General features: G+C 66.6%; 22 protein-coding genes. 9 read left to right on the top strand and 13 right to left on the bottom strand.

Annotation, left to right across the window (positions count from 1 at the left end):
* Nucleotides 1-4 precede the first annotated feature (4 nt).
* The 5 genes from WFP78_RS19150 to WFP78_RS19130 all read left to right on the top strand — a co-directional run bounded on the left by WFP78_RS19150 (nt 5) and on the right by WFP78_RS19130 (nt 6,605).
* Nucleotides 5-1,276, top strand: a complete 1,272-nt coding sequence (locus WFP78_RS19150; RefSeq protein WP_336965868.1) for a hypothetical protein — start codon at nt 5-7, stop codon at nt 1,274-1,276.
* A complete protein-coding gene (locus tag WFP78_RS19145) occupies nt 1,273-2,286 on the top strand; it encodes a glycosyltransferase family 2 protein (RefSeq protein WP_336965866.1) in 1,014 nt (337 codons plus the stop codon). Before WFP78_RS19150 ends, WFP78_RS19145 begins: the two co-directional genes overlap by 4 nt.
* Nucleotides 2,273-3,316 carry a class I SAM-dependent methyltransferase gene (locus WFP78_RS19140; protein WP_336965864.1) on the top strand — a complete coding sequence of 348 codons (1,044 nt, stop codon included), beginning with the start codon at nt 2,273-2,275 and terminating at the stop codon, nt 3,314-3,316. The genes WFP78_RS19145 and WFP78_RS19140 overlap by 14 nt, the downstream gene beginning before the upstream one ends.
* A gap of 164 nt (nt 3,317-3,480) precedes the next feature.
* Complete coding sequence (locus tag WFP78_RS19135; protein WP_336965862.1) at nt 3,481-5,259, top strand: type I secretion system permease/ATPase; 1,779 nt, start codon at nt 3,481-3,483, stop codon at nt 5,257-5,259.
* On the top strand, nt 5,259-6,605 hold the full coding sequence (locus WFP78_RS19130) for an HlyD family type I secretion periplasmic adaptor subunit (protein ID WP_336965861.1): 1,347 nt from the start codon (nt 5,259-5,261) through the stop codon (nt 6,603-6,605). Before WFP78_RS19135 ends, WFP78_RS19130 begins: the two co-directional genes overlap by 1 nt.
* A 68-nt stretch (nt 6,606-6,673) precedes the next feature.
* Here WFP78_RS19130 and WFP78_RS19125 read toward each other — a convergent pair whose 3' ends face one another.
* The 9 genes from WFP78_RS19125 to WFP78_RS19085 all read right to left on the bottom strand — a co-directional run bounded on the left by WFP78_RS19125 (nt 6,674) and on the right by WFP78_RS19085 (nt 14,663).
* On the bottom strand, nt 6,674-8,701 hold the full coding sequence (locus WFP78_RS19125) for a TonB-dependent receptor family protein (RefSeq protein ID WP_336965860.1): 2,028 nt from the start codon (nt 8,699-8,701) through the stop codon (nt 6,674-6,676).
* 88 nt (nt 8,702-8,789) lie between these two features.
* A complete protein-coding gene (locus WFP78_RS19120; RefSeq protein ID WP_336965858.1) occupies nt 8,790-9,194 on the bottom strand; it encodes a hypothetical protein in 405 nt (134 codons plus the stop codon).
* 48 nt (nt 9,195-9,242) lie between these two features.
* Nucleotides 9,243-10,226: an N-acetyl-D-Glu racemase DgcA gene (gene dgcA, locus WFP78_RS19115; protein WP_336965856.1), complete on the bottom strand. Its 984-nt coding sequence runs from the start codon at nt 10,224-10,226 to the stop codon at nt 9,243-9,245.
* A gap of 10 nt (nt 10,227-10,236) precedes the next feature.
* The gene (locus tag WFP78_RS19110) at nt 10,237-11,559 is read right to left on the bottom strand and encodes an MFS transporter (RefSeq protein ID WP_336965854.1); all 1,323 of its coding nucleotides are present in this window, start codon (nt 11,557-11,559) and stop codon (nt 10,237-10,239) included.
* Between the two features lie 4 nt (nt 11,560-11,563).
* The gene (locus WFP78_RS19105; protein ID WP_336965852.1) at nt 11,564-12,364 is read right to left on the bottom strand and encodes a TrmH family RNA methyltransferase; all 801 of its coding nucleotides are present in this window, start codon (nt 12,362-12,364) and stop codon (nt 11,564-11,566) included.
* Between the two features lie 224 nt (nt 12,365-12,588).
* On the bottom strand, nt 12,589-12,861 hold the full coding sequence (locus tag WFP78_RS19100; RefSeq protein ID WP_336965851.1) for an HPr family phosphocarrier protein: 273 nt from the start codon (nt 12,859-12,861) through the stop codon (nt 12,589-12,591).
* Entirely contained in the window at nt 12,858-13,262 is a 405-nt protein-coding gene (locus WFP78_RS19095) for a PTS sugar transporter subunit IIA (RefSeq protein WP_336965850.1), read from the bottom strand. The genes WFP78_RS19100 and WFP78_RS19095 overlap by 4 nt, the downstream gene beginning before the upstream one ends.
* A 22-nt stretch (nt 13,263-13,284) precedes the next feature.
* Complete coding sequence (rapZ, locus tag WFP78_RS19090; protein ID WP_336965849.1) at nt 13,285-14,229, bottom strand: RNase adapter RapZ; 945 nt, start codon at nt 14,227-14,229, stop codon at nt 13,285-13,287.
* Nucleotides 14,226-14,663, bottom strand: coding sequence for an HPr kinase/phosphorylase (locus WFP78_RS19085; RefSeq protein WP_336965848.1), 438 nt, complete (start codon nt 14,661-14,663; stop codon nt 14,226-14,228). Before WFP78_RS19085 ends, rapZ begins: the two co-directional genes overlap by 4 nt.
* Nucleotides 14,664-14,732: 69 nt before the next feature.
* On the opposite strand from WFP78_RS19085, the gene WFP78_RS19080 reads away from it, so the two are divergent.
* Complete coding sequence (locus WFP78_RS19080; RefSeq protein WP_336965847.1) at nt 14,733-15,212, top strand: acetyltransferase; 480 nt, start codon at nt 14,733-14,735, stop codon at nt 15,210-15,212.
* Between the two features lie 45 nt (nt 15,213-15,257).
* Here the strand turns inward: WFP78_RS19080 and WFP78_RS19075 are convergent, their stop codons facing one another.
* Both WFP78_RS19075 and WFP78_RS19070 read right to left on the bottom strand, forming a co-directional pair.
* Complete coding sequence (locus WFP78_RS19075) at nt 15,258-16,853, bottom strand: sensor histidine kinase (RefSeq protein WP_336965846.1); 1,596 nt, start codon at nt 16,851-16,853, stop codon at nt 15,258-15,260.
* Nucleotides 16,822-17,526, bottom strand: a complete 705-nt coding sequence (locus WFP78_RS19070; RefSeq protein ID WP_336965845.1) for a response regulator transcription factor — start codon at nt 17,524-17,526, stop codon at nt 16,822-16,824. Before WFP78_RS19070 ends, WFP78_RS19075 begins: the two co-directional genes overlap by 32 nt.
* Nucleotides 17,527-17,900: 374 nt before the next feature.
* On the opposite strand from WFP78_RS19070, the gene WFP78_RS19065 reads away from it, so the two are divergent.
* From WFP78_RS19065 to WFP78_RS19055, 3 genes are all read left to right on the top strand, one after another.
* Complete coding sequence (locus WFP78_RS19065) at nt 17,901-19,496, top strand: phosphoenolpyruvate carboxykinase (protein ID WP_336965844.1); 1,596 nt, start codon at nt 17,901-17,903, stop codon at nt 19,494-19,496.
* Nucleotides 19,497-19,623: 127 nt separating this feature from the next.
* A complete protein-coding gene (locus tag WFP78_RS19060) occupies nt 19,624-19,941 on the top strand; it encodes a hypothetical protein (RefSeq protein WP_336965843.1) in 318 nt (105 codons plus the stop codon).
* A 466-nt stretch (nt 19,942-20,407) separates the two neighbouring features.
* The gene (locus tag WFP78_RS19055) at nt 20,408-21,223 is read left to right on the top strand and encodes a ferredoxin--NADP reductase (RefSeq protein ID WP_336965842.1); all 816 of its coding nucleotides are present in this window, start codon (nt 20,408-20,410) and stop codon (nt 21,221-21,223) included.
* 303 nt (nt 21,224-21,526) lie between these two features.
* Here WFP78_RS19055 and WFP78_RS19050 read toward each other — a convergent pair whose 3' ends face one another.
* Nucleotides 21,527-21,982, bottom strand: a complete 456-nt coding sequence (locus tag WFP78_RS19050) for an NfeD family protein (protein WP_336965841.1) — start codon at nt 21,980-21,982, stop codon at nt 21,527-21,529.
* On the bottom strand, nt 21,982-22,956 hold the full coding sequence (locus WFP78_RS19045; protein WP_336965839.1) for an SPFH domain-containing protein: 975 nt from the start codon (nt 22,954-22,956) through the stop codon (nt 21,982-21,984). The genes WFP78_RS19050 and WFP78_RS19045 overlap by 1 nt, the downstream gene beginning before the upstream one ends.
* Nucleotides 22,957-23,027: the final 71 nt, after the last annotated feature.

Below are 23,027 nucleotides of genomic sequence, written 5' to 3'. Positions count from 1 at the left end.
TGTCATGCACAGGCTGACGCGATATGCGCTGGCCTTTATCGGTCCGGCGGGCGGGGCGGTGGCCCAGTTCGCGCTGTCGCTGCTGCTGCTGCGATCCTTGTCGCCCGATGCCTTTGGCGGCTTTTCGGTGCTGCTGGTCGCATCGCAATTCAGTTGGGGCATCTGGAGCGCGCTGTTCGGGGCGCTGTTGCCGGTATTGATGGCGCAGGCGGACGCGAAGCTGCGGGCGGCGCAGGTGGACTGCGTGTTCGCGACCAATCTGCTGGCGGCCGTGCCGGTGTCGCTGCTGTTCTTCGCATTGTCGCTGCGGCTGCACTTCACCATGCTGGAGGCGGGGCTGTTCGCGCTTTATGTCGGCCTTGCGCTGCTGCGCTGGTTCGCGCGCGCCTATGCCTACGCCTGCGGCCGGCAGATCGCGGTGCTGATGTCCGACATGGCCTATAGCCTTGCGATGCTGGGGGCGTGCGCGGCGCTGCTGGTGGCGCCGGTGCAGCCGCTGCCGCTCGCCTGCGCGGCACTGGCGCTGGGATCGGGCATCGGCCTGCTCGCCTTCGGGCCGGCGCATCTGCTGCGCCAGTTCGTCCGCCTGCGCCCAGCTTCGGTCGGCCGATATGGGGCGCTGTGGCGGGAACATACCGGCTGGTCGCTGCTGGGCGTGCTGACCACCGAGATGACGACCAACGCGCACAGCTATATCGTCACGCTGGTCGCCGGGCCGGGCCAGTTCGCGCTGATCGCGGCGAGCGCGCTGGTGACGCGCCCGGCGACCGTCGTGCTCAATGCGCTCAACGAATATGAGCGGGCGCAGATGGCGCGGGAGATCGCGGCGGGCGATGGCGGGGCGCTGCGGCGCGCGATGCGGTTCTTCCGCGCGATGCTGGGTGTCGCCTGGGCCGGGACCGGGATATTGATCGCCGGGCTGCTCGGTTTCGCGCCGCGCCTCGTCTATCCCGCCCATTATGATGTGGGCCTGCTGGCCTGGGGCGCGGCGATGTGGATGGCGGTGATCGCCGTGCGCGTGCTGCGGGCGCCCGAAAGCGCGATGATGCAGGGCGGCGGCGCGTTCCGCACGCTGGCCAATGCCAGTGTGTGGTCGGCGATCATGTCGGTGATCGCGGTGCTGGCCATGCTGGCGCTGGCGGCGCCGATCTGGTCAATCCTGGGCATATTGGCGGGCGAACTGGTGTTCGGGTGGCGGCTGTGGCCGGCGGCGCGGCGGTGGCGGCTGGCGAACATGCCGGAGCGGGGCGCGATGATGGCGGGCGCGGCATCATGACCGTAACCATCGGCATCAAGGCATTGAACGAGGAAGCGCATATCGCCGATGCGCTCGCCAGCGCCGTGGCGGCGGCTGCGCCTTTCGGTGGCGAGGTGGTGTTGGCCGACAGCGGATCGCGCGACCGCACGGTGGCGATCGCCAGGGGCTTTCCCGTCCATATCGTGCAACTCGCCAATCCCGAGGAGCGCTGCTGCGGCGCGGGCGCGCAGTTGGCGTTCCAGCAGGCGCGGGGCAATTATTTCTACCTGCTCGATGGCGACATGACGCTGGACCCGGATTTCCTGCGCGCCGGCATCGCCTTTCTGGAGGCGAACCCCAGGGTCGGCGGCGTGGGCGGCCATGTGGTGGAGCGTAATGCGGCGGGCGAGGATTTCCAGGTCCGCGCCCAGAAGTTCCGCGCCTTTGCCGGGCCGGTCGACCGGCTCGACTGCGGCGGCCTGTATCGCATGGCGGCGCTGCGGGAGGTCGGCTATTTCGCCGACCGCAACCTGCATGCCTTCGAGGAATTCGATCTGGGCGCGCGTCTGGCCGCCGCCGGCTGGACGCTGGCGCGCATCGACCATCCGGCGGTCGCGCATTATGGCCATGTCACCGGCGGCTATCGCCTGCTCTGGCGGCGGCTGGCGACGGGCTATGCCGGCGGGCCGGGCGAGGTGCTGAAGGCGGCGCTGGGCCGGCGGCATCTGCCCGTGGTGCTGCGCCGGCTGCGGCATGTGCATATGACGGCGGCGCTGATGCTGTGGTGGGCGGCGCTGGCCGCCACGGCGATCGGCGGGCATTGGTGGCTGTTGCTGGGGCTGATCCTGCTGCCCATCCTGTTCTTCACCTGGCGGCGGCGCTCGCTGCGGCTGGGGCTTTATATTCTTGCGGCCTGGAATGTGGCGGCGCTGGGGTCCATCGGCGCGCTGTTCCGGCGGCGCGTGCCGCCCGACCGGCCGCTGGCCGCCGTCACCCTGGCACAACCGGGCAAGGCCGCCGATCGGGGAGAGGTGCATGCTGGTGGATGACCATATGCTTGGCGGGATGATGCAATGCCCGGCCTGCGGCGCGGCGCTGACGCTGGGCGCCGGGGGCGCGGGCGAGAGCGGGGGCGGCGACTGGGCTTGCGCGGCGCCGGGCTGTGCCACGGGCGGGGCGCCGTTTCCCAAGGCCAATGGCCGCAGCATCCTGGTCGATTTCAACGCCAGCGTGCTGGATCGCGAGGGGATGATCGCATCGGGCGCGGACAGCGTCGTCCATCGCCGGCGCGGCTTCATGCGCCATGTCTTCCAGATGATCGACGGTCCCAATCCCATCACGCCCCATTTCGCCGGCGAGATGCTGGATCGGTGCCGGGCGCTGGCGGCCGGAGATGCAGCGGCGGGGCAGGGGCGGCGGCCCCGCATCCTGATCGTGGGCGGCGGCACCATCGGCAGCGGTGCGGATGCGCTGTACCGGGCCGACGATATCGACCTCATCAGCTTCGACATCTACTGGTCGGAGCATGTGAGCTTCCTGGCCGACGCCCATGCCATGCCGATCGCGGCGCAGAGCGTGGACGGCGTGTGGATTCAGGCCGTGCTGGAGCATGTGATCGACCCGGTGCAGGTGGTGGCCGAGATCGCGCGGGTGCTGCGCCCCGGCGGGCTGGTGTTCGCCGACACGCCCTTCCTGTGGCCGGTGCATGAAAAGGCCTATGACTTCACCCGCTGGACGCCCAATGGCCATCGCTGGCTGTTCCGCGACTTCGGCGTGATCGCGGCGGGCACATCCTCCGGACCCGGCACGCTCAGCCTGCTCGCCCTGCGGCATCTGGCGGCATCGCTGTTCCGCAGCCCGAAAATGGGGCAGATCCTGACCTTCCCCTTCGTCTGGCTGCGGCTGCTCGATCGCTTCTGCGATGCGCGTAAGGGGCTGGATTCGGCCGCCGGGATTTTCTTTTTCGGAGAGAAGGCGGAAAAACCCATCGGCATGGCCGAATTGATCCGCTTCTACGATGAACAGATCGGCTTCCAGCAGGCCGTGCATCGTTTCGGACGAGTAAAGGCCAAGCTGTAAAGCCGCACCGGGATGGACCGTTTCGTCCCTGTTCCAGTTACCGCAAATGGGTTAGCATTTCTGCAATATTAATCATTCTTGCCTAGTTACGTGCTTGGGTTGGTGCGGGTCGCTACGCCACCTCTCAAAAAAAATAAATCCAAGGTCGGTCAGCAAGGAAGCACATGGTGGCTATTCGAAACGGCATGCCGCAGCCGGCGGAGCTGCGCGGCTTCATCCGGCGCTATCGCAGCGCCTTCATCACCGTCGCGGTGCTCAGCGCCATATTGAACGTGCTGGTGCTTGGCGGCTCCATCTACATGATGATGGTCTATGACTCGGTGCTGCCGAGCCACAGCATCCCGACGCTTGCCGGCCTCTTCCTCATGCTCGTCATGGTCTATGGTTTCCAGGGCGTGTTCGACAATATGCGCACCCGCATCCTGGGCGATGTCGCGGTCGCCTTCGACCGGGCGTTGTCGCGCCGCGTGCAGCGGGCGATCGGCGACGGTTCGCTCCACGGCGCGCGCGGTGCCGGCGACGGGCTGGCGCCGATGCGCGACCTGGAAAGCGTGCGCAGCTTCCTCTCCGGTTCCGGCCCGTCAACCCTGATCGACCTGCCGTGGATGCTCTTCTTCATCGGCGTGCTGTCGCTGCTGCACATCTGGCTGGGGGTAACGGCGCTGGCCGGCGCGGTGGTGCTGGTCGGGCTGACGATCGCGACGGACCGCGCGACCAAGGCACCGATGGGCCGGGTCGCCGCACTCTCCGCCTATCGCAATGCCCAGGCCGAATCGAACCTGCGCCATGTCGAGATGCTGACCGCGCTCGGCATGCGCGGCCGGATGGACGACCGGCTGGAAGAGATGAACGCCTATCACCTCGCATCCCATTCGCGGCTGGCGCAGGTGGCGGGCATGTTCGGCGGCTTTTCCAGGATCGGCCGGATGCTGCTGCAATCCGCGATCCTGACGGTCGGCGCGCTGCTGGTGATCGACGGCAAGGCGTCCGGCGGCGTCATCTTCGCCTCCTCCATCCTCTCGGCACGGGCGCTGGCACCGGTGGATCAGGCCATCGCCAACTGGCGCGCCTTTGCCGCCGCGCGCATCGGCTGGAACCGGCTCTCCATCCTGCTGGCGAATGTGCCCGCTTATGCGCAGCCCAAGGTGCGGTTGCCCAAGCCCGAGACCGAACTGGCGGTGCAGCAGATGATCCTGGCGGCCCCGGGATCGCAGACGATCATATTGCAAGGCGTGGATTTCCGGCTGGAGGCTGGCGACGGCGTTGCCATCATCGGCCCCAGCGGCTGCGGCAAATCCTCCCTGGCGCGGGCGATGGTGGGCGTGTGGCGCCCGCTGCGCGGCGGCGTGCGGCTGGACGGCGCTTCGCTGACCCAGTGGGATAGCGACGCGCTGGGGCAGGCCATCGGCTATCAGCCGCAATTGCCCAGCCTGCTGGATGGCAGCGTGGCCCAGAATATCGCCCGCTTCGAGCCCGATGCCCCTTCGGAGGTGGTGATCGCGGCGGCGAAGGCGGCGGGCGTGCATGACCTGATCGTCGCGATGCCGCAGGGCTATGAAACGCCCGTCGGGCTGGACGGCGCGAACCTGTCGGTCGGGCAGCAGCAGCGGATCGCGCTGGCCCGTGCGCTGTATCGCGATCCCTTCCTGGTGGTGCTGGACGAACCCAATGCCAATCTGGATGCGGAAGGCGACACGGCGCTGGAGGCCGCGATTGCGGGCGTGCGGGCGCGCGGGGGCATCGCGGCGGTCATTTCCCACCGGCCGTCGGCGCTGGCGCATGTGAACAAGGTGCTGTTCCTGCGGGGCGGTGTCATGGAGGCGTTCGGCCTGCGTGACGAAGTGCTGCAGCAGATCACCGGCCGCACCCGCCCGGCGAGCTTTCCGCAACCGCGCCCGACATGGCAGCCACAGCCCGCCAGCAATCCGCCGGAGACACGATAATGGGCACCACCACCCTGCCAATGGCGCTGCAGCCGCATATCGAAGCGGGCGCCTTCCTCGATCCCGACGGTGCCATTTCGGCCAAGCGCCGGCTGACGCTGACGCTTTCGCTCGCGATGTTTGCCGGGCTTACCCTGGCGGCAGCCGTGGTGCCGATCGGCAGCGCGGTCGTGGGCTCCGGCCAGCTGGGCGTCGAATCGCGGGTGAAGCGCGTGGCGCATCCCCTGGGCGGCACCATCGCGCAAATCTTCGTCACCAACGGCCAGCATGTCCGCAAGGGACAGCTGCTGGTCCGGCTGGACGACAAGGTGAGCGGCGCGGATGCGTCGCTGTCGTCGCTGTCGGTCGATCAGTTGCTGGCGCGCAAGGCGCGGCTGGAAGCCGAGCAGATGGGCGCGGCCAGCATCGGCTTCCCGGCGATGCTCACCAGCCGCAAGGATGCCGCCGCGATCAAGGTGATGGCCGGCGAACAGCGCATGTTCGCCATGCGCCGGCAGGAATATGGCGGCATGGTCGCGCAGCTCAACGCCCGGATCACCCAATATGGCCAGCAGATCGCCGGCTATGGCGCGCAGGTGGAATCGCTGCGGCAGCAGAGCCGGCTGATCGCCCCGGAGCGGGAGGGCGTGCGCCAGCTGTATGACAAGCATCTGGTGACGATCAACCGCCTCAATCAGCTGGAGCGGACGGCCGCCGACCTTACCGGCAATATCGGGTCGCTCCACGCCCAGCAGGCGCAGGCGCAGGCGCGCATTTCCGAAACGCGCGAGCAGATCATCCAGCTTGGCCAGACCCGCCGCACGGAAGCGGGCACGGAACTCGCCACGGTGAACGAGCAGTTGAACCAGCAGCAGGTGCGCAGCGTCTCCGCCATGGACGCGCAGCACCGCACGATGATCCGCGCGCCCTATGACGGCGTGGTGGAAAAGATGATGTTCGTTTCCGTCGGCGACGTGATCCGCCCGGCCGAAGCGATCATGGAGATCGTGCCGGACAAGGATCGGCTGATCGTCGAGGGGGCGATCGGCCCGGCCGATGTCGATCAGGTGCATGGCGACCAGCCCGCCCGCGTGCGCCTGTCGGCGCTCAACGTCACGGCCACGCCGGAAATCAGTGGCAAGGTCATCTATATCGCCGCCGAGCGCGTGACCGAGCCCGATACCCAGCGCAGCTATTTCCCGGTGCGGGTCGCCATCGACGCCTCCCAGCTCTCGCGCAAGGATGCGGCGGCATTGAAATCCGGCATGCCGGCGGAGATCTTCATCGAAACGGGATCGCGGACGATGCTGTCCTACATTACCAAGCCGCTGCGCGACCAGTTCGCCCGGGCCTTCCGGGATAATTGACGGCGGTCTGGCGAGGTCCGTCATCCCCACATGGCGGGGATGACGGATCAGATTAAACGCGCGATGCTCTAAAAGCGCGCGCGCAGGCCGCCATAGACCGCGCGGCGCTCGACCGGATAATAGGCGACGGTCGAGCCGTCGGCCGCCGCCTGGATGACCGCCGAGATGTCGCCCACGGCCTTCTTCGCCGTCAGGTTGCGGGCATCCACGAAGAGCGTGATGCCCTCATGTACCTGCGCCTCTGCGCCGATGCCCAGCAGGGTATAGCCCGGCGCGCGCGCGCTGTTGACATAGTCCGTCCATGCGCCCCTGGGCAGCCATTCGATATTCGGTGTCACGCTGATCGCCTCCGTGCCGAGCCGCAGTTCGGCGCGATATTGATGCTTCGGGATCACCGGCAGGTGATTGTCGCCATAGGTCGCGTCGTTCCGGAAGCGGAAGTCGTTGAACATATAGACCTGCCGCAGCCGCGCCCAGGGCGTGAGGGTGAGGGCAAGCCCGGCCTCGATCCCCTGATGCCGGGTCTTGTCGGCGTTGAAGGTGGACGCCGGATAGTCGGCGCTGACCGCGAACTGGAGCATCTCGCCCCTGATGTCGGCGCGGTACAGGCTGATGTCCCAGCTGGCGATGCCGCGTGTCCCGCGGGTGCCGACCTCGAACGTCCATGCCTTTTGCGGGTCGACCGGGGTGAAGCCCGGCACGCCGCCCAGCGGGGTCTGGCTGAGTTCGTTGAACCCCGGCAATTCCACCGACCGGCTGTAATTGGCATAGAACTGGATGCCCTGGGCAGGCTCGTAGAGCAGGCCGAATTTGGGCGCGAAGGCGTCGAAATCCGCTTCGCCGCTGCGTTCGGGGACGAAGCGGTTGGCGATCTTGCGCTCGCCCGCCGTGTAGATGCCGCCGGCGATCAGGGTGAAGCCGCGCGCCGGTTTCAGCCGCAATTCGCCATAGCTGTTGATCGTATGCGCCGTCTGCCGCGCATCTGCCACCTGCGCGCCGCGCTTCCCCGCGACATTCAGATATTGCCGGGCGTTGACGCGGCCGAAGCGCGCCTGGCTGCCCAGCGTCAGCTCCCAGGGCAAGCTGCCCCATGCGCCCGACAGGTCAAGGCTGGCAAAGACGCCCTGGTCCACCGACTTCTGGTCGATCAGCTGATAGATCGGGTGATAGAGCGACTTGCTGTTGAGGAAGGCGCCGAAAGCGATCTGGCCATTGTCCAGTGCGATGGTGGTGCGGTTCTGCAGGCGCAGGGAATCGATATCGCGCTGCTGGTCGCCGCTGATATTGGCGGGCAGCGACTGCGACGGATCGGTCAGCGCCTGCCTTAGCGTCAGGGAGCCGGGCAGCCGCTGGTCGATATGGCTGAGCGTCGCGTAGAAGCGGGTTTCCACGCGATCGGACAGGCGGATGCCGACATTGCCGTTGAAGCGCAGTGCGTGGCGCCGGGCATGGTCGCGGTCGCCATCGCCATTGTCGGTGGTGATGGCGGCATAGGCGTCGGCCCGCTCGTCGGCATAGGCGGCCGCCACTTTGGCGCGGATGGTGTCGAAGCTGCCGCCATCGACGCGCAACTCCACGCGCGGCGCGGTGCGGCCTGTCGGCGTCACGGCATTGATCGCGCCGCCCAGCGTCGATCCGCCCAGGCGCAGGGCGTTGGCGCCGCGATACACCTCGATCCGTTCGAAGACCTGCGGGTCAAGCTCCTGAAAATCGCCATTATCGTCGGCAAGGTTGATGGGAATGCCATCCTGCAACAGGGTGAGCCCGCGCATGTGGAACCCCCGGCTGATGCCGGAACCCCGGATGGACAGGCGCACTTCCTGACCGAAGCGCGGCTGGGTGTAGACGCCGGGGGAGAAAGCGAGCGCATCGCGCAGGGAGACGGCGAGCTTGCCGCGGAAATCCTCCGCATCGACCAGGTCGACGCCGCCGGGGCGTTCGGCGATTTCGGCGCGGGCCTGCGCCATCACGCTTTGCGCGGTAACGATGATCGGCTGGTCGGCGCCTGCTTCCTCGGCATGAGCGGGGAGGGCGGCGGCGGCAGAGAGCAGGGCCAGCGCCGACGCGCTGCCCCGGAGAGCGAAATGAAAAGTCATGAGCATGAACCTCTTGCGGGCGCGCGCATGGCGCAGACCCGTGAACCAGTGATGCCCGCGCGGACAGGTCCGGCGGGGTTGTGCAGGATCAGAGGCTGGCGGGTGGTCCGGTGGGCGGCGGCGGCGGCGCGGCGAGCCCGCGTCCGACGCCGATGGCGGTCGCGCGCAGGGCGGGGAGGATCGCGGCAGGCAGCGGTGCGAGTGCCATGGCCGGTAGCGCGGACGGCAGGTCCGCCGCGATCCCGATGCCCGCAAAGGCGCAGGGATGGTCGGCGGGCGTGCCGGACAGCGGCTTGCCCTTGTGGACGATGCCGCCCTCATCCACCCAGGCGCTGACCGCACCCATGCCGGTGCACAGGGTGATGGCAACGCCCTTGCCGCTGGCGGGCATCCAGCCGGCGGGCACCAGCGCGCGCATCATCAGCGCGAGCGCGACAAGCATCAGGGCTATGTTGCCCCGCATCGTCGCGCGATTATGGAATGCCCCCCGCATGAGCGCGTTCCTAGCGCGGCGGTCGTTCCCGGTCCAGTGGACCTTTTGTCAGCCCCAGAAGCCGGGCGTGGGCGGTGTCAATATGCCGTCGATGCCGCGCACCCCACCCTCGCGGTCCGCCGAGAGCCAGAGCGGCCCGTCCAGATCGACAAAGGCGCAACGCTGCGCGACGATCAGCGCCGGCGCGATGGAGAGGGACGAGCAGATCATGCAGCCGGTCATCAGGGTCAGGCCATGGGCCTGCGCAGCATCGGCCAGCGCCAGCGCGGCGGTGAGGCCGCCGGTCTTGTCCAGCTTGATGTTGATCACCTGATAGCGGTCGGCGAGCGCGGCGACATCGCCCGCGACATGCGCCGATTCGTCCGCCGCGATCGGCACCAGCGGGGTGAAGCCGCGCAGGCCGTCGTCCTCATCGGCGGGCAAGGGCTGTTCCAGCAGGTCGATGTTCAACTCGGCCAGCAGCGATTGCAGGCCGCCGACCTCCGCCATGGTCCAGCTTTCATTGGGGTCCACGATCATCCGGGGCGCGGGCGCGGCGGCGCGCACGGCCCTGATCTGCGCGGCGGGATCGCTGCGGTCGACCTTCACCTTGATGAGCGGCACATGGGCGAGCGCAGCGGCGGCGCGGCCCATGGCATCCGGCGTGTCGAGGCCCACGGTCATCGCGGTGGCGGTGGGCACGAGCGATGGCCGGCCGAGCAGTTCGGTCACGGATCGGCCGGCCAGCTTCGCCTCCAGATCCCAGAGCGCGCAATCGACGGCGTTGCGCGCCGCGCCCGGTTCCATGAGGGTCAGTAGGTCCGTGCGGGAGGCGCCCGCCTCCAGCGCCGCCCGCGCGGCCTCGACCTCATCGATCGCGCCTGTCACCGACTCGCCATAGCGGGGGTAGGGGACGCCTTCGCCCCGCCCGACATACCCGCCTTGCGCGATGCTGACGGTCACGACCTCCGCCACCGTCTTCACCCCGCGCGAGATGCGGAAGGGCGTGGCAAGCGGGAAATCCTCGCCCGTGATCGAGAGGCTGCGGGTCATGCGGCGATCATCACCGGCTCTCGGGGACGAGCGCCGGGGCGGGGGCATGGTCGCGCCGCCACAGGCCGATCAGGCTGATCGCCGCCGCGATGCTCATATAGAGGCCGACCAGCCCGATGCCTCGCCGCTCGACCAGCTGCTGCGCGACGATGGGCGCCATCGCGCCGCCCAATATACCGCCCAGGTTGAAGGCGAAGGACGCGCCCGTATAACGCAGCTGCGTGGGGAACAGCGCGGGCAGGAAGGCGCCGAGCGGACCATAGACGAAGCCCATGATGAGCAGGGCGAGGGCGAGGATGGCGAAGATCGCGGCCAGCGACCCGCTGCCCATCGCCAGCCCGAAGACGGCGCCCATAGGGATGGTGAAGAGGCAGCCGGCGATCAGCACGAAACGCGGGCTCGCCTTGTCCGCCCACCAGCCCGCCAGGACGATGCCTAGCGCCATGAACAGGATCGCGCCCAGCTGGATGCCCAGAAAGCTCTCACGCGGGATCTTGAGCGTCGCAGTGCCATAGCCGAGCGCAAAGGCCGTGGTGATGTAGAAGATCGCAAAGCAGGCGACGACCGCGAAGGTGCCACCGATGGCGGCCGACAGATGATTGCGCAGCAGGTCCGCCAGCGGCAGCCTGGGCGGTGGCGCTTCTTCCATGGCCGCGGCGAATTCCGGCGTTTCGGTGAGCTTCAGCCGTACCCACAGGCCCAGGAACACCAGGATGGAACTGGCGACGAAGGGCAGGCGCCATCCCCATGCCATGAACTGTTCCTCGGTCATCACCGCGCCCAGCAACAGGAACATGCCATTGGCCGCGATGAAGCCCACAGGCGCGCCAAGCTGGGGGAACATGCCGAAGCGTGCGCGCCAGCCCGGCGGGGCATTTTCCACCGCCAGCAACGCCGCGCCACCCCATTCGCCGCCAAGGCCGAAGCCCTGGCCGAAACGCAGCACGCACAGGATCGCGGGCGCCCACCAGCCGATGGTCGCATAAGCGGGCAGGAAGCCGATGGCGACGGTCGATCCGCCCATCATCATCAGCGAGACGACCAGCGTGGATTTGCGGCCGATCCGGTCGCCATAATGGCCGAAGATCATCGCCCCCAGCGGCCGCCCCAGAAAGGCGAGCGCCAGGCTGGCATAGGAAGCGAGAAGCTGGCCCGATGGCGGGATCGGCGCGAAGAAGAGCGGGCCGAAGATCAGGCTGGCGGCGGTGGCGTAGATATAGAAATCGTAGAATTCCACCGCCGTGCCGATCAGGCTGGCGGCCAGCACGCGCTTGTGCCGGCGCATTTCGCCCAATCCCGAGGCATCCGGCCCCGTCACATTCCCCCCGCTCATGTCCTCAGGTCCTCATTCTTTTCTGGTTCAGCAGTTCATAGGCCATGACGGCGGTCGCCACCGCCGCGTTCAGGCTGTCCGCGCGACCCATCATCGGCATCTTCACCAGCAGGTCGCACTGTTTTTCATAGTCGCGCGGCAGGCCCTGCGCCTCGTTGCCGACCAGCAGGAAAGCGGGGCTTTCATAGCGCGGCGCCTGGTAATCGGTGTCGGTATGCAGGCTGGTGCCGATCAGTTGCCCCGACCCCGCGCGCAGCCAGGCGAGAAACTCGTCCCAGCGGGCGGTAGTGATGCTCTGGGTGAACAGCGCGCCCATGCTGGCGCGGACGGATTCGACCGAAAAGGGATCGACGCAATCGTCGACCAATATGAGCCCGCCCGCGCCCACGGCGTCGCCGGTGCGCAGGATGGTGCCCAGATTGCCGGGATCGCGCAGCGATTGCGCGACGATCCAGATGTCGGCCTTGTTGCGATCAAGCGCGTCGAGCGGGGTCAGCCGGTCGCGATAGACGCCGACCACGGCCTGCGGATTATCCTTGCCGGAGATTTTCGAGAGAATGTCCGGGGTGGTGACGATCACCTCGCCGCCCGCTGCCTCCATCTCCGCGATCAGGTCCAGCGCCAGCGGATGGGTGGTGCCGGCATGGAAGAGCATTTCGGGCAGCACGCCCTCGTCGCGCGCCTCGGTGAGGATACGCAGCCCCTCGGCCAGGAACAGCCCCTCCTGCTTGCGATGCTTCTTTTCGCGGAGCGAGCGGACGCGCTTGACCAGCGGATTGGAAAAACCGGTGATTTCGCGTTGCAAGATGGTGGTCCCCGGGGCGTTGTGAAGGGGAATCGCTTACGCGGCGCGGGCTGGCGGGGCAAGCGGCGCTGTGACGCCGAATTACCCACAATTGGTCATCCTGAACGCGTTTCAGGATCTATCCGCCTTCGGCACGGTCGCGGGTGGGGAAGGATGGATGCTGAAACAAGTTCAGCATGACGGTTGGAGAAAGATGGCAGGAGAATGAGCCCTCCGGCCAAACCTCATTCCTCTCCGAACTTGTCTTCGACCAATGTCACCAGCTTGCCCAGCGCGTCCGCGGCATCCGGGCCGGTGGCAGCGATCACGATGCTGTCGCCCATGGCCGCGCCCAGCATCATCAGGCCCATGATGGAGGTGCCGGTGACTTCCGATCCGTCCTTGGCGACGGTGATCTGGGCGGGGAGGCCGCTGGCGAGCGTTACGAATTTTGCACTTGCCCGGGCATGGAGGCCACGGCGGTTGGTAATCAACACTTCCTTGCGCAGTTCCGTCATGAAGCACTACCCAGGAGTTCGGACGCGACACTGATATATTTCTGCCCGGCCTCGCGCGCGGCGGCAACCGCCTTGCGCACGTCCATCGACTTACGCGCGCTTTCCAGGCGGATCAGCATGGGCAGGTTGATGCCCGCGATCACCTCGATCTCGCCCGCCTTCAGCAGGGAAATGGCAAGATTGGAAGGGGTGCCGCCGAACAGGTCGGTCAACAGGATCACGCCCTGGCCGCTGTTCACGCGCTCCACCGCCGCGGCGATATCCGCGCGGCGCAGCTCCATATCGTCATCCGGACCGATACAGATGGTTTCGATGGCCTGTTGAGGGCCAACCACATGTTCCATGGCCGTTACAAACTCCACGGCCAGACGCCCGTGCGTCACCAGTACAAGCCCGATCATCGCAATATATCGCCCATTTCTATCATTGCGTTGCTTTCGGGCCCCCTGAATTCTGTCTTTCCAGCGCTTCGTGCGGCGCCGATTCCATGTTGCGGTGCGAGACCGTGGGCGAAAATCCTTCGCGACGCAAGGTCGCCGCGATGCGCTCTGCCACATGGACGGACCTGTGGCGCCCGCCGGTGCAGCCAAAAGCCACGGTAACATAGGCTTTTCCCTCGCCATGATAACGGGGTAGCAACGTCGTCAGCAATTGTTCGATCTGGCCGACGGCAACCTCATAGGCGGGGTCTGCGGCGATATAGGCGGCAACATCCGGGTCCAGGCCCGTATGCGGTCGCAGCGCCGTTTCCCAATGCGGATTGCGCAGGAAGCGCATGTCGAACACCAGATCGGCATTGCGCGGCAGCCCGCGCGAAAAGCCGAAGGAGAGGATGGTGAGCACCGGCGCCGAAATCCCCTCCAGGCTGAAGCGGGTGCGGATCTCCTGCTGCAGGGCGTTGCTGGTGAAGCTGGTGGTGTCTACGACATGGGTGGACCAGCGGCGCAGCGGCTCGGTCAGCTCGCGCTCGCGGGCGATGCCGTCGCTTGCCGGGCGGTCGGCGGCGAGCGGATGGCGGCGGCGGGTTTCGGAATAGCGGCGCTCCAGTTCCGAGCCGGAGCATTCCAGGAACAGCGTCTCCACGTCATGGCCATGGCGTTCGCGCAGCAGCTTCATCCGCTGCACGATGGCGGCGGCGTCGAACCCGCGCGTACGCGTGTCGATGCCCAACGCGAGCGGCCGGTCCTCCGCATCCTGACCGGCGGGCAGGGGGGTGTCCAGCAGACGGTCGAGCAGCAGCAGCGGCAGGTTGTCGACCACTTCCCAGCCCATGTCCTCCAGCGTCTTGAGCGCGGTCGTCTTGCCCGCGCCCGACAGGCCGGAAACGAGCAGGATTCGCTTGGACGGACGCGGCGACATGGCGGTCATGCCCCTCCGTTCGCCCATTGCCGCAGGGCGATCTCGACTTTTACCGGCGCGGAGGGCTCCTTCGCGAACAGGCGGATGACGGGCACCTTCACGCCGGCAACGTCCCGCGTCACCGCCTCCATGGGGATGCGGTCGACGATGTCGGACAGGTCGACGATCAACGCCACGGGCACGTCCGTCACATGGTCCATGGGCACGATGCCGATGCCGCGTATCTCGATCTTGCCCGCGATGGTGGCCGGCGGCGCGGCAAGCAGCGTGCCTTCCACCCGGCGGGCGACGGTATAATCGTCGCTCACCAGCCTTGCGCCGCGATCGACCAAGCGCAGGGCGAGGTCGGACTTGCCGGCGCCGCTGGGGCCACAGAGCATCACCGCCCGGCCGCCGATGGAGACGGTGGAGGCGTGCAGCGTTTCGGATGAAAGGGCGACCATTGCCCTTGGTGTAGAGGAAGGGGCGAGGTCTTTGAAGGGGAATCGATGCGCTGTTTCGGGCGGGCGGCGATGCCCCGCGTTGACACGGGCATGGCAGCGCGTGAGAAGCCGCCCATGATCCGCATCCGTCCCTCCCGCCCCGATGATTTTCCGCGCACGCTGGACATCTGGCGCGAGGCGGTGCGGGCCACGCATGATTTCCTGGCGCCCGAGGATTTCCACGAGATCGAGGGGATCGTGATCGGATTCCTGCCCGAGGTGCCCGCGCTGATCGCCGTGGACGAGGACGACCGGCCGCTGGGCTTCCTCGTCATGGACGAAAGCCATGTCGATGCGCTGTTCATCGATCCGGCGGTGCGGGGGCGGGGGATCGGCAAGGCGCTGATCGCGCATGTCGCGGCCCTGCACGATTATCTGACCGTGGACGTCAACGAACAGAATGTGCAGGCCGTCGGCTTCTATGAGCGGCTGGGTTTCGTGGGGAATGACTGGTCGGCGACCGACGATTCCGGCCGTCCCTATCCGGTGATCTACATGCGTCGGGATTAAGGCGCTCTCGATTCTCTTCTTTGATGGGCCAGCCGGCCCGGCGCCCTAATCCCCGGCCATGCCCGGATCGCTGGTGACGGCGAGCGGCAGATGGACGATGAACTTGGCGCCGCTCTGCTTGTCGTCGCGGTCGCCGATGGAGACGCGGCCCTGATGCCCTTCCACGATGCTGCGCGCGATGGCGAGGCCAAGGCCGCTATGCTTGCCGAACTGCTCGCCTTCCGGGCGCACGCTGTGGAAGCGGCGGAACACCGTCTCGCGCTCATTTTCGGGAACGCCCGGCCCTTCATCCTCGACGCTGACCAGCACCTCGCCATCCGCCACGGTCGCGTCGATGCGGACAAGGCCGTTGTCGGGGGAGAAGGAGATCGCGTTGTTCAGCAGGTTTTCGATGACGCGCAGCAGGCGCTGTTCCTCGCCCATCACCACGGCCACGTCGCGGCGGGGGCGGGCGAAGGCCAGCCGCACGCCGCGCTCCACCCCGCGCGCTTCCCGCGCGGTGATCAGGCCGTCGATCAGCAGGCCCAGGTCGAGCGGCACGAAGCGGGTGCGGGACAGCTGGGCGTCGATGCGCGAGGCTTCGGCGATATCGGTGACGAGGCGATCCAGCCGCCGCACATCATCCTTGGCGATGGCGAGAAGCTGCGCCTGCAATTCCGGCTGGGTGACGGTGCCCAGGCCATCGAGCGCGGAACGCAGCGAGGCGATGGGGTTCTTCAGCTCGTGGCTGACATCGGCGGCAAAGGCATCGGTCGCGTCGATCCGCTGGCGCAGCGCATGGCTCATGTCGGAGAGCGCGCGGGCGAGCAGGCCGATCTCGTCGCGCCGCTCCGGCAGGCGCGGCACCGTCACCTCACGCGCGCGGCCAAGGCGCACGCGCACCGCCGCCCGCGCCAACCGGCGCAAGGGCTGGACGATGGTGCGCGCCAGGAACAGGGAGAGCAGCACGGATGCCATGATCGCCGCGCCCAGCACGAAGCCCAGGCGCAGCCGCTCCGCGCGGACGATGCGGGTGATGTCGCGGGCATTTTCGGTCGAGAACAGCACGGTGCCGTCCCGCATGGCCGCCGCCGCCGAGATGACCGGCGTGCGATCCGGCGCGAAGCGGTACACGGCCTGATCGCGCCCGGTCTTGTCGGCGGCGACGATTTCCGGCCAGGCTGATGCCAGATCCCTTGGCGGCTCGATGAAATCGGGCGGCCGATCCGCAAAGACGATATGGTCCACGACCTTGTCGAGGAAACGGGCGACATGGCGTTGCCAGGGTTCGTCGGCGGGGTCGCGCAGGTCGTAGCGCGGGCCGCCCAGGGCGAAGCTGTCCACCATCAGCCGTCCATGGGCGTCGTAGCGGCGGATACGACTGTCGGTCTGGCGCGCGAAGCGGAGCAGCAGGGCGTTTTGCTGCTGCGGCCCGGCGCCGTCCAGCGCCACGGCCAGCAGGCGCAGCTCGCTCGTGGCCTGTTCCAGCCGGGAATCGACGATCCGCGTGCGATAGCTGTCCAGATAGAAGAAGCCGCCGGCTAGGAGCGCGAGCGCAAAGATGTTCACCGCGAGGATGCGCGGTGTCAGCGACAGCCTGCCCGACCAGCGGAGCGGCAAGGCGCTGGGATCATTCCTCAGAGAAACGGTATCCGGCGCCATAGAGGGTGTCGATCGCGTTGAAATCTCCATCCACGTCGCGGAACTTGCGGCGCAGGCGCTTGATATGGCTGTCTATCGTGCGGTCATCGACATAGACGTCGTCCTGATAGGCGGCATCCATCAGCTGGTTGCGGTTCTTCACCACGCCGGGGCGCTGCGCCAGGGTTTCCAGGATCAGGAATTCGGTGACGGTCAAGGTCACGTCCTTGCCCTTCCACGTCACCTTGTGGCGCGCCGGGTCCATTTCCAGCCGGCCGCGGACGATGGGCTCGGCGGCCGGCTCGCTGGGCGTGCTGGTGGCGCGGGCGAATTCGGCGCGGCGCAGGATGGCGCGGATGCGCGCGATCAGCAGCCGCTGGGAAAAGGGCTTGGCGATATAATCGTCCGCCCCCATGGCGAGGCCCAGCGCCTCATCCAGCTCATCGTCCTTCGACGTGAGGAAGATGACGGGCATCTGGCTTTTTTCCCGCACGCGTCGCAGCAATTCTATGCCGTCCATCTTCGGCATCTTGATGTCGAGCACGGCCAGATCGGCAGGATTTTCCAGCAGCGCCTTCAGCGCCGCTTCGGGGTCCGAATAGATGCGCGTGACGAAACCCTCCGCCTGCAGCGCGATCGATACGGAGGTCAGGATATTCCTGTCATCGTCCACCAGGGCGATGGTTGCGGTCATGGGATTTCGTTCCGGCTCCTCAAGGATGCGCCTTCGCGCTTCGCTTCCCTGCTGTCCCCCGACTAGACCATGGCGGGGATGGCCGCAAGCCGCATGGGGCAGCGCCCGTTCCGTCTGGCCGATGCGGCGGGCCGGGCGGGCGCGTCCGCGCGCATTGCCGGGCATCATGGCGCGCCGTGGGGGCGCGCAAGGCGTAACGCGTTGTCCCGCCATGGGAAGTCCGCGCCGTATCGGACCGGCTCATTTGACGGCATCCCGCCAACAGGATATGCGAATTTTCGTCAGTAGCGAAAGCGGCGACCCAGAAGCGCGCATCAAAAGCTGCGACATGGGCCGCGCCGGACACTGTTGGTTTTCAACTCAGGGAGATGCGCGTGCAGGCGAAATCCTCTATAACCCTTGCCGATCAGGGTATCAAGACGACGGCGACCCAGCTCTGGAATCTGGGCACCGCGCCCCTGGTCGAGGCGGCGCTCGCCAATGGCGAGGGCATATTGGCCAAGGACGGCCCGCTGGTGGTTGCCACCGGCAAGCACACCGGCCGCTCCGCCAAGGACAAGTTCATCGTCAGGGATGCCGAGACGGAGAATACCGTCTGGTGGGGCACGACCAACGTGCCGATGACGCCCGAGCATTTCGCCGTGCTGAAGGAGGATTTCTTCAAGGCGCTGGGCGAGAAGGATACGCTGTACGTCGCCGATCTTTACGGCGGCTCGCAGGCCGAGCATCGCGTCAATGTGCGCGTGATCAACGAGCTGGCCTGGCACAATCTGTTCGTCCGCACGCTGCTGGTCCGCCCGGAAGAAACGGCGCTGGCCGATTTTGCGCCGGAATATACGATCATCGACCTGCCGACCTTCCAGGCCGATCCGGCCCGCCACGGTTGCCGCACGGAGACCGTCATCGCCGTCAACTTCACCGAGAAGCTGATCCTGATCGGCGGCACCCGCTATGCCGGCGAGATGAAGAAGTCCGTCTTCGGCATCCTCAACTATCTGCTGCCGGTGAAGGGCGTGATGCCCATGCACTGTTCGGCCAATATCGGCCCCAATGGCGATACGGCGGTGTTCTTCGGCCTGTCCGGCACGGGCAAGACGACGCTGTCGGCCGATGCCAGCCGCACGCTGATCGGCGACGACGAGCATGGCTGGTCGGACACCGCCGTCTTCAACTTCGAGGGCGGCTGCTACGCCAAGATGATCAACCTCTCGCCCGAGGCCGAGCCGGAGATCTTCGCGACCTCCAAGCGCTTCGGCACGGTGCTGGAAAATGTGGTCATCGACCCCGAGACGCGCGAACTGGATTTCAACGACAGCAGCCTGGCGGAGAACAGCCGCGGCTCCTATCCGATCGACTTCATCCCCAATGCGTCGAAGGACAATCTCGGGCCGGTGCCGCAGAACATCATCTTCCTCACCGCCGACGCCTATGGCGTGCTGCCGCCGATTTCGCGGCTGACGCCCGAGCAGGCGATGTATCACTTCCTGTCCGGCTATACCGCGCGCGTCGCGGGCACCGAGATCGGCGTGACGGAGCCGACGGCGACCTTCTCCACCTGCTTCGGCGCGCCGTTCATGCCGCGTCACCCTTCGGTCTACGGCAATCTGCTCAAGGAGCGGATCGCCAAGGGCGGCGTCACCTGCTGGCTGGTCAACACCGGCTGGACCGGCGGCAAATACGGCATCGGCAGCCGCATGCCGATCAAGGTCACGCGTGCATTGCTGAACGCGGCGCTCGACGGCAGCCTGAACAGCGCCGAATTCCGCACCGATCCCAATTTCGGGTTCGAAGTGCCGGTGGCGGTGCCGGGCGTCGACTCGAAGATCCTCGATCCGCGCCAGACCTGGGCCAGCGGCGAGGATTATGACGAAACGGCGATCAGGCTGGTCAAGCAGTTCGTCGAGAATTTCGCCCAGTTCGAGGATCATGTGGACGCATCGGTTCGCGAGGCGGCGCTGACGGCTGCCTGATCCGGGCGGCCGATCCGGCCTTCGATGACATGAAAAAAGGGCCGGGCAGGGGACTGTCCGGCCCCTTTTCATTTCATCTGCGGCGCGATGGATGATATCTGGGGTTCGATTGGCGGGAGAAGACGCGATGAGCATGTTTGATGGAATATTGGGTAATCTTGGCGGTCTTCAGGCCGTGGCCGACAAGGTCGGCCTGCAGCCCGAGCAGATGCAGGCGCTGATGGCCGAGATCGGCGCGAAGATTTCCGGCGGCAATACCGATATTTCCGCGCTGGCATCCACCGCGGCCGAACATGGCGTGTCGGCGGACAAGCTGCAGGAACTGATGGGCCAGTTCGGCGGGCTGGATACGATCATGGCGTCGCTCGGCGGCTTCATGGACAAGGATGGCGACGGCAATCCGCTCAATGAACTGGGCAGCATCGCCAAGGGCCTGTTCGGCTGACCCCGAACGGCTGATGGCGATCGGCCCCCAGGGGCCTTGCGAAGGGCGATGTCCTGTGTTCCGGCGCAGGAATCGCCCTTTTGTCATGAGCGGACGGCGCGCGTCTCCGGCCCCGGCCCGGACGGATTGGCGGTCGGCCCCGGCGGGCGCATTGCCTTCCAAACATCCGCTGAAATCTCTTGTTGCGATGGGTTCGCAACATGGCTATCGGGGCCCGGTCAAGTTTTCCTTGGCCCTGGGCAAGGCTTCTTGTCCTGTGGGCAGGGCGCCCGGCATTGAAATCCGGGCAGCTTGGCGATATGCGGCAAACCGCCGACGATGGTGCTGCGCCCTATGGCGGGTCTGTCGGGTGAAGGCGTTTTGGACAATCGGGTCGGGCATCGCACATCGTCGCTCCGGCCATGGACTGCACAAGATCGGCATGATGCCGAAATGTGCGGTTCGTAATTCCGGTGGATGACAGTGAATGAGTGACCGTATACAGGAAGCCGGCATGCTTGCCCCCTCTGCCTCGCTAACCGTTGAGACGGTCAATTCGGTCCATCATTGGAGCGAACATCTGTTCAGCTTCAAGATCACGCGCCCGGCCAGCTTCCGCTTCCGCTCCGGCGAGTTCGTGATGATCGGCCTGCCGGGCGATGGCCGCCCGCTGCTGCGCGCCTATTCCATCGCCAGCCCATCCTATGAGGAGGAGCTGGAATTCCTGTCGATCAAGGTGCCCGACGGCCCGCTGACCTCGCGCCTGCAGAAGATCCAGCCGGGCGACCAGCTGTTCCTGGGCCGCAAGCCCACCGGCACGCTGGTGTCCGACGCGCTGCTGCCCGGCAGCCGGCTGTTCCTGCTGTCGACCGGCACCGGCCTTGCGCCCTTCCTCAGCATCGTGCGCGATCCCGACACCTATGAGCGCTTCAAGCAGATCGTACTCGTGCATTCGGTGCGCACCGTGAGCGAGCTGGCCTTCCGTGAACTGCTGGAAAGCCAGCTGGCCGGCGATCCGCTGGTGCAGGACGAAGCGCTGCTGCAGTTCGACTATCTGCCGACCGTGACGCGCGAACCCTTCCGCACCACCGGCCGCATCGACAAGCTGATCGAGACCGGCGAGCTGTTCGGCGGCCGCCTGATCGGCCCCAAGCATTTCGACCCCGAGACCGACCGCATCATGATGTGCGGCAGCATGGCGATGATCAAGGACCTGAGCGAGCGCTTCGACGGCCTGGGCTTCACCGAAGGCTCCAACGCGGCGCCGGGCGACTATGTGATCGAGCGCGCCTTCGTCGGTTGATTGGCGTCGGCTGATTGGAGGGGGGCGTTTCGAAGAGGCGCCTTCGTTATCTTCCTCCCATATCGTCATGCCGGACTTGATCCGGCATCCATGGGCACGAACGCAGCATGAGTGCACGACTGATGCGACAAATGGATGCCGGATCAAGTCCGGCATGACGGATGGGGAGATGGCCGTTTTACCGGAGCGGGCCCTCTGTCCTGGAGTGTTTTTTAAGCGGATGGAATCATCTGCTGCCTTAGGAAAACGCGGAAAAATAAAAGCCTGAAGCAGCCGAGCCGATGCAATCGGCTCTGGTGCGCCTCAGCCCTGCACATGCTCCACATTCAGCACCGCGCCCTGTACGCCGATGATCCGCACGCGCTTGCCGGCCTTGGTGTCCGGCCCGCGCGCGGTCCATACGCTGTCGCCCACCTTCACCCGGCCTTCGCCGCCCTCTATGGCTTCGACGACCAGCACCGTGTCGCCGATGAGGCGGGCGGCGCGGTCATTGAGCAGGGGATCGGCGGAGGCGACCGGATTGGCGGTGTACCAGCGCCGGCCCGCCCATGCCGCGACAAGGCACAGCGCTGCGAACAGGATGAACTGCGCGAAGAGCGGCAGGCCGGTCAGCAGGGTGGCGACACCGGTGATCGCGGCGGCGATGGCGATCCAGATGAGGAACACGCCCGGTATCACGATCTCGCCAATGCCCAGCAGCACCGCGAAGATCAGCCACCACCAATGATCCTCCAGATGGAGCGCGTCGATCCAGTCCATCACACCGCCCTTGGGCCGAAGGGGCCGGCGCGCGGCGGCGCGGGAGGCGTGGCCGGCGGCGTGCCGCCATCGCCCAGCGCTTCCTTCGCCAGCGCGCCGATGCCGCCCAGCGTGCCGATCAGCTGCGTTGCCTCGACCGGGAACAGGATGGTCTTGGCATTGGGCGAGGTCGCGAACTGGCCCACCGCCTCCACATATTTCTGTGCGATGAAATAATTGAGCGCCTGCGGGTTGCCGGCGGAGATCGCGTCGGAGACCATCTGGGTGGCCTTGGCTTCGGCCTCCGCTTCGCGCTCACGCGCTTCGGCGTCGCGGAAGGCGGCCTCGCGGCGGCCCTCGGCCTGCAGGATCTGCGCGGCCTTTTCGCCTTCCGCCCGCAGGATTTCCGATGCGCGCAGCCCTTCGGATTCAAGGATGTTGGCGCGCTTCTCCCGCTCGGCCTTCATCTGCCGGCCCATGGCGTTGACGATGTCGGCGGGCGGGCGGATGTCCTTCAGCTCGACGCGGGTGATCTTGATGCCCCAGGCGTTCGTGGCGTGATCGACCACGGAGAGCAGCCGGGCGTTGATCTCGTCGCGCTTGGAAAGCGTCTCGTCCAGGTCCATCGATCCCATGACGGTGCGCAGATTGGTGGTCGCCAGCTGCATGATCGCCACATAGAGTTCCGACACCTCATAGGCGGCCTTGGCGGCGTCCAGCACCTGGAAGAAGACGACGCCGTCCACGGAGACCATGGCGTTGTCCTTGGTGATGATTTCCTGCCCCGGAATATCAACGACCTGTTCCATCATGTTGATCTTGCGGCCGACGGCGTAGAAGAAGGCGGGGTAGAAATTGAGGCCCGGTCGCGCCACCTCGGTGAACCGGCCGAAGCGCTCGATCGTATATTGATAGCCCTGGCGGACGACCTTGATGCTGGCGGCCAGATAGATGAACACCAGCAATGCGATAAGAAATGCGGCTGTAACGCCCATGATGATCGTCCCTCCCCGATAGGTGCTTGACTATGACGGCAAATAGGGGAGGGGGGAAGTCTGTTCGCATT

The organism is Sphingobium aquiterrae (assembly GCF_037154135.1).
Lineage (GTDB): Bacteria > Pseudomonadota > Alphaproteobacteria > Sphingomonadales > Sphingomonadaceae > Sphingobium > Sphingobium aquiterrae.
This window is presented reverse-complemented; position numbering and strand designations above follow the sequence as displayed.

Excerpts from the sequence above, each read along its gene's own strand:
- rapZ (WP_336965849.1), bottom strand. The coding sequence starts at position 14,229 with ATGACCGCCATGTCGCCGCGTCCGTCCAAGCGAATCCTGCTCGTTTCC.
- WFP78_RS19085 (WP_336965848.1), bottom strand. The coding sequence starts at position 14,663 with ATGGTCGCCCTTTCATCCGAAACGCTGCACGCCTCCACCGTCTCCATC.
- WFP78_RS19055 (WP_336965842.1), top strand. The coding sequence starts at position 20,408 with ATGAGTGACCGTATACAGGAAGCCGGCATGCTTGCCCCCTCTGCCTCG.
- WFP78_RS19100 (WP_336965851.1), bottom strand. The coding sequence starts at position 12,861 with ATGACGGAACTGCGCAAGGAAGTGTTGATTACCAACCGCCGTGGCCTC.
- WFP78_RS19150 (WP_336965868.1), top strand. The coding sequence starts at position 5 with ATGCACAGGCTGACGCGATATGCGCTGGCCTTTATCGGTCCGGCGGGC.
- WFP78_RS19075 (WP_336965846.1), bottom strand. The coding sequence starts at position 16,853 with ATGGCGCCGGATACCGTTTCTCTGAGGAATGATCCCAGCGCCTTGCCG.
- WFP78_RS19060 (WP_336965843.1), top strand. The coding sequence starts at position 19,624 with ATGAGCATGTTTGATGGAATATTGGGTAATCTTGGCGGTCTTCAGGCC.
- WFP78_RS19140 (WP_336965864.1), top strand. The coding sequence starts at position 2,273 with ATGCTGGTGGATGACCATATGCTTGGCGGGATGATGCAATGCCCGGCC.
- WFP78_RS19120 (WP_336965858.1), bottom strand. The coding sequence starts at position 9,194 with ATGCGGGGGGCATTCCATAATCGCGCGACGATGCGGGGCAACATAGCC.
- WFP78_RS19080 (WP_336965847.1), top strand. The coding sequence starts at position 14,733 with ATGCCCCGCGTTGACACGGGCATGGCAGCGCGTGAGAAGCCGCCCATG.
- WFP78_RS19070 (WP_336965845.1), bottom strand. The coding sequence starts at position 17,526 with ATGACCGCAACCATCGCCCTGGTGGACGATGACAGGAATATCCTGACC.
- dgcA (WP_336965856.1), bottom strand. The coding sequence starts at position 10,226 with ATGACCCGCAGCCTCTCGATCACGGGCGAGGATTTCCCGCTTGCCACG.
- WFP78_RS19125 (WP_336965860.1), bottom strand. The coding sequence starts at position 8,701 with ATGACTTTTCATTTCGCTCTCCGGGGCAGCGCGTCGGCGCTGGCCCTG.
- WFP78_RS19095 (WP_336965850.1), bottom strand. The coding sequence starts at position 13,262 with ATGATCGGGCTTGTACTGGTGACGCACGGGCGTCTGGCCGTGGAGTTT.
- WFP78_RS19130 (WP_336965861.1), top strand. The coding sequence starts at position 5,259 with ATGGGCACCACCACCCTGCCAATGGCGCTGCAGCCGCATATCGAAGCG.
- WFP78_RS19045 (WP_336965839.1), bottom strand. The coding sequence starts at position 22,956 with ATGGGCGTTACAGCCGCATTTCTTATCGCATTGCTGGTGTTCATCTAT.
- WFP78_RS19135 (WP_336965862.1), top strand. The coding sequence starts at position 3,481 with ATGGTGGCTATTCGAAACGGCATGCCGCAGCCGGCGGAGCTGCGCGGC.
- WFP78_RS19050 (WP_336965841.1), bottom strand. The coding sequence starts at position 21,982 with ATGGACTGGATCGACGCGCTCCATCTGGAGGATCATTGGTGGTGGCTG.
- WFP78_RS19110 (WP_336965854.1), bottom strand. The coding sequence starts at position 11,559 with ATGAGCGGGGGGAATGTGACGGGGCCGGATGCCTCGGGATTGGGCGAA.
- WFP78_RS19145 (WP_336965866.1), top strand. The coding sequence starts at position 1,273 with ATGACCGTAACCATCGGCATCAAGGCATTGAACGAGGAAGCGCATATC.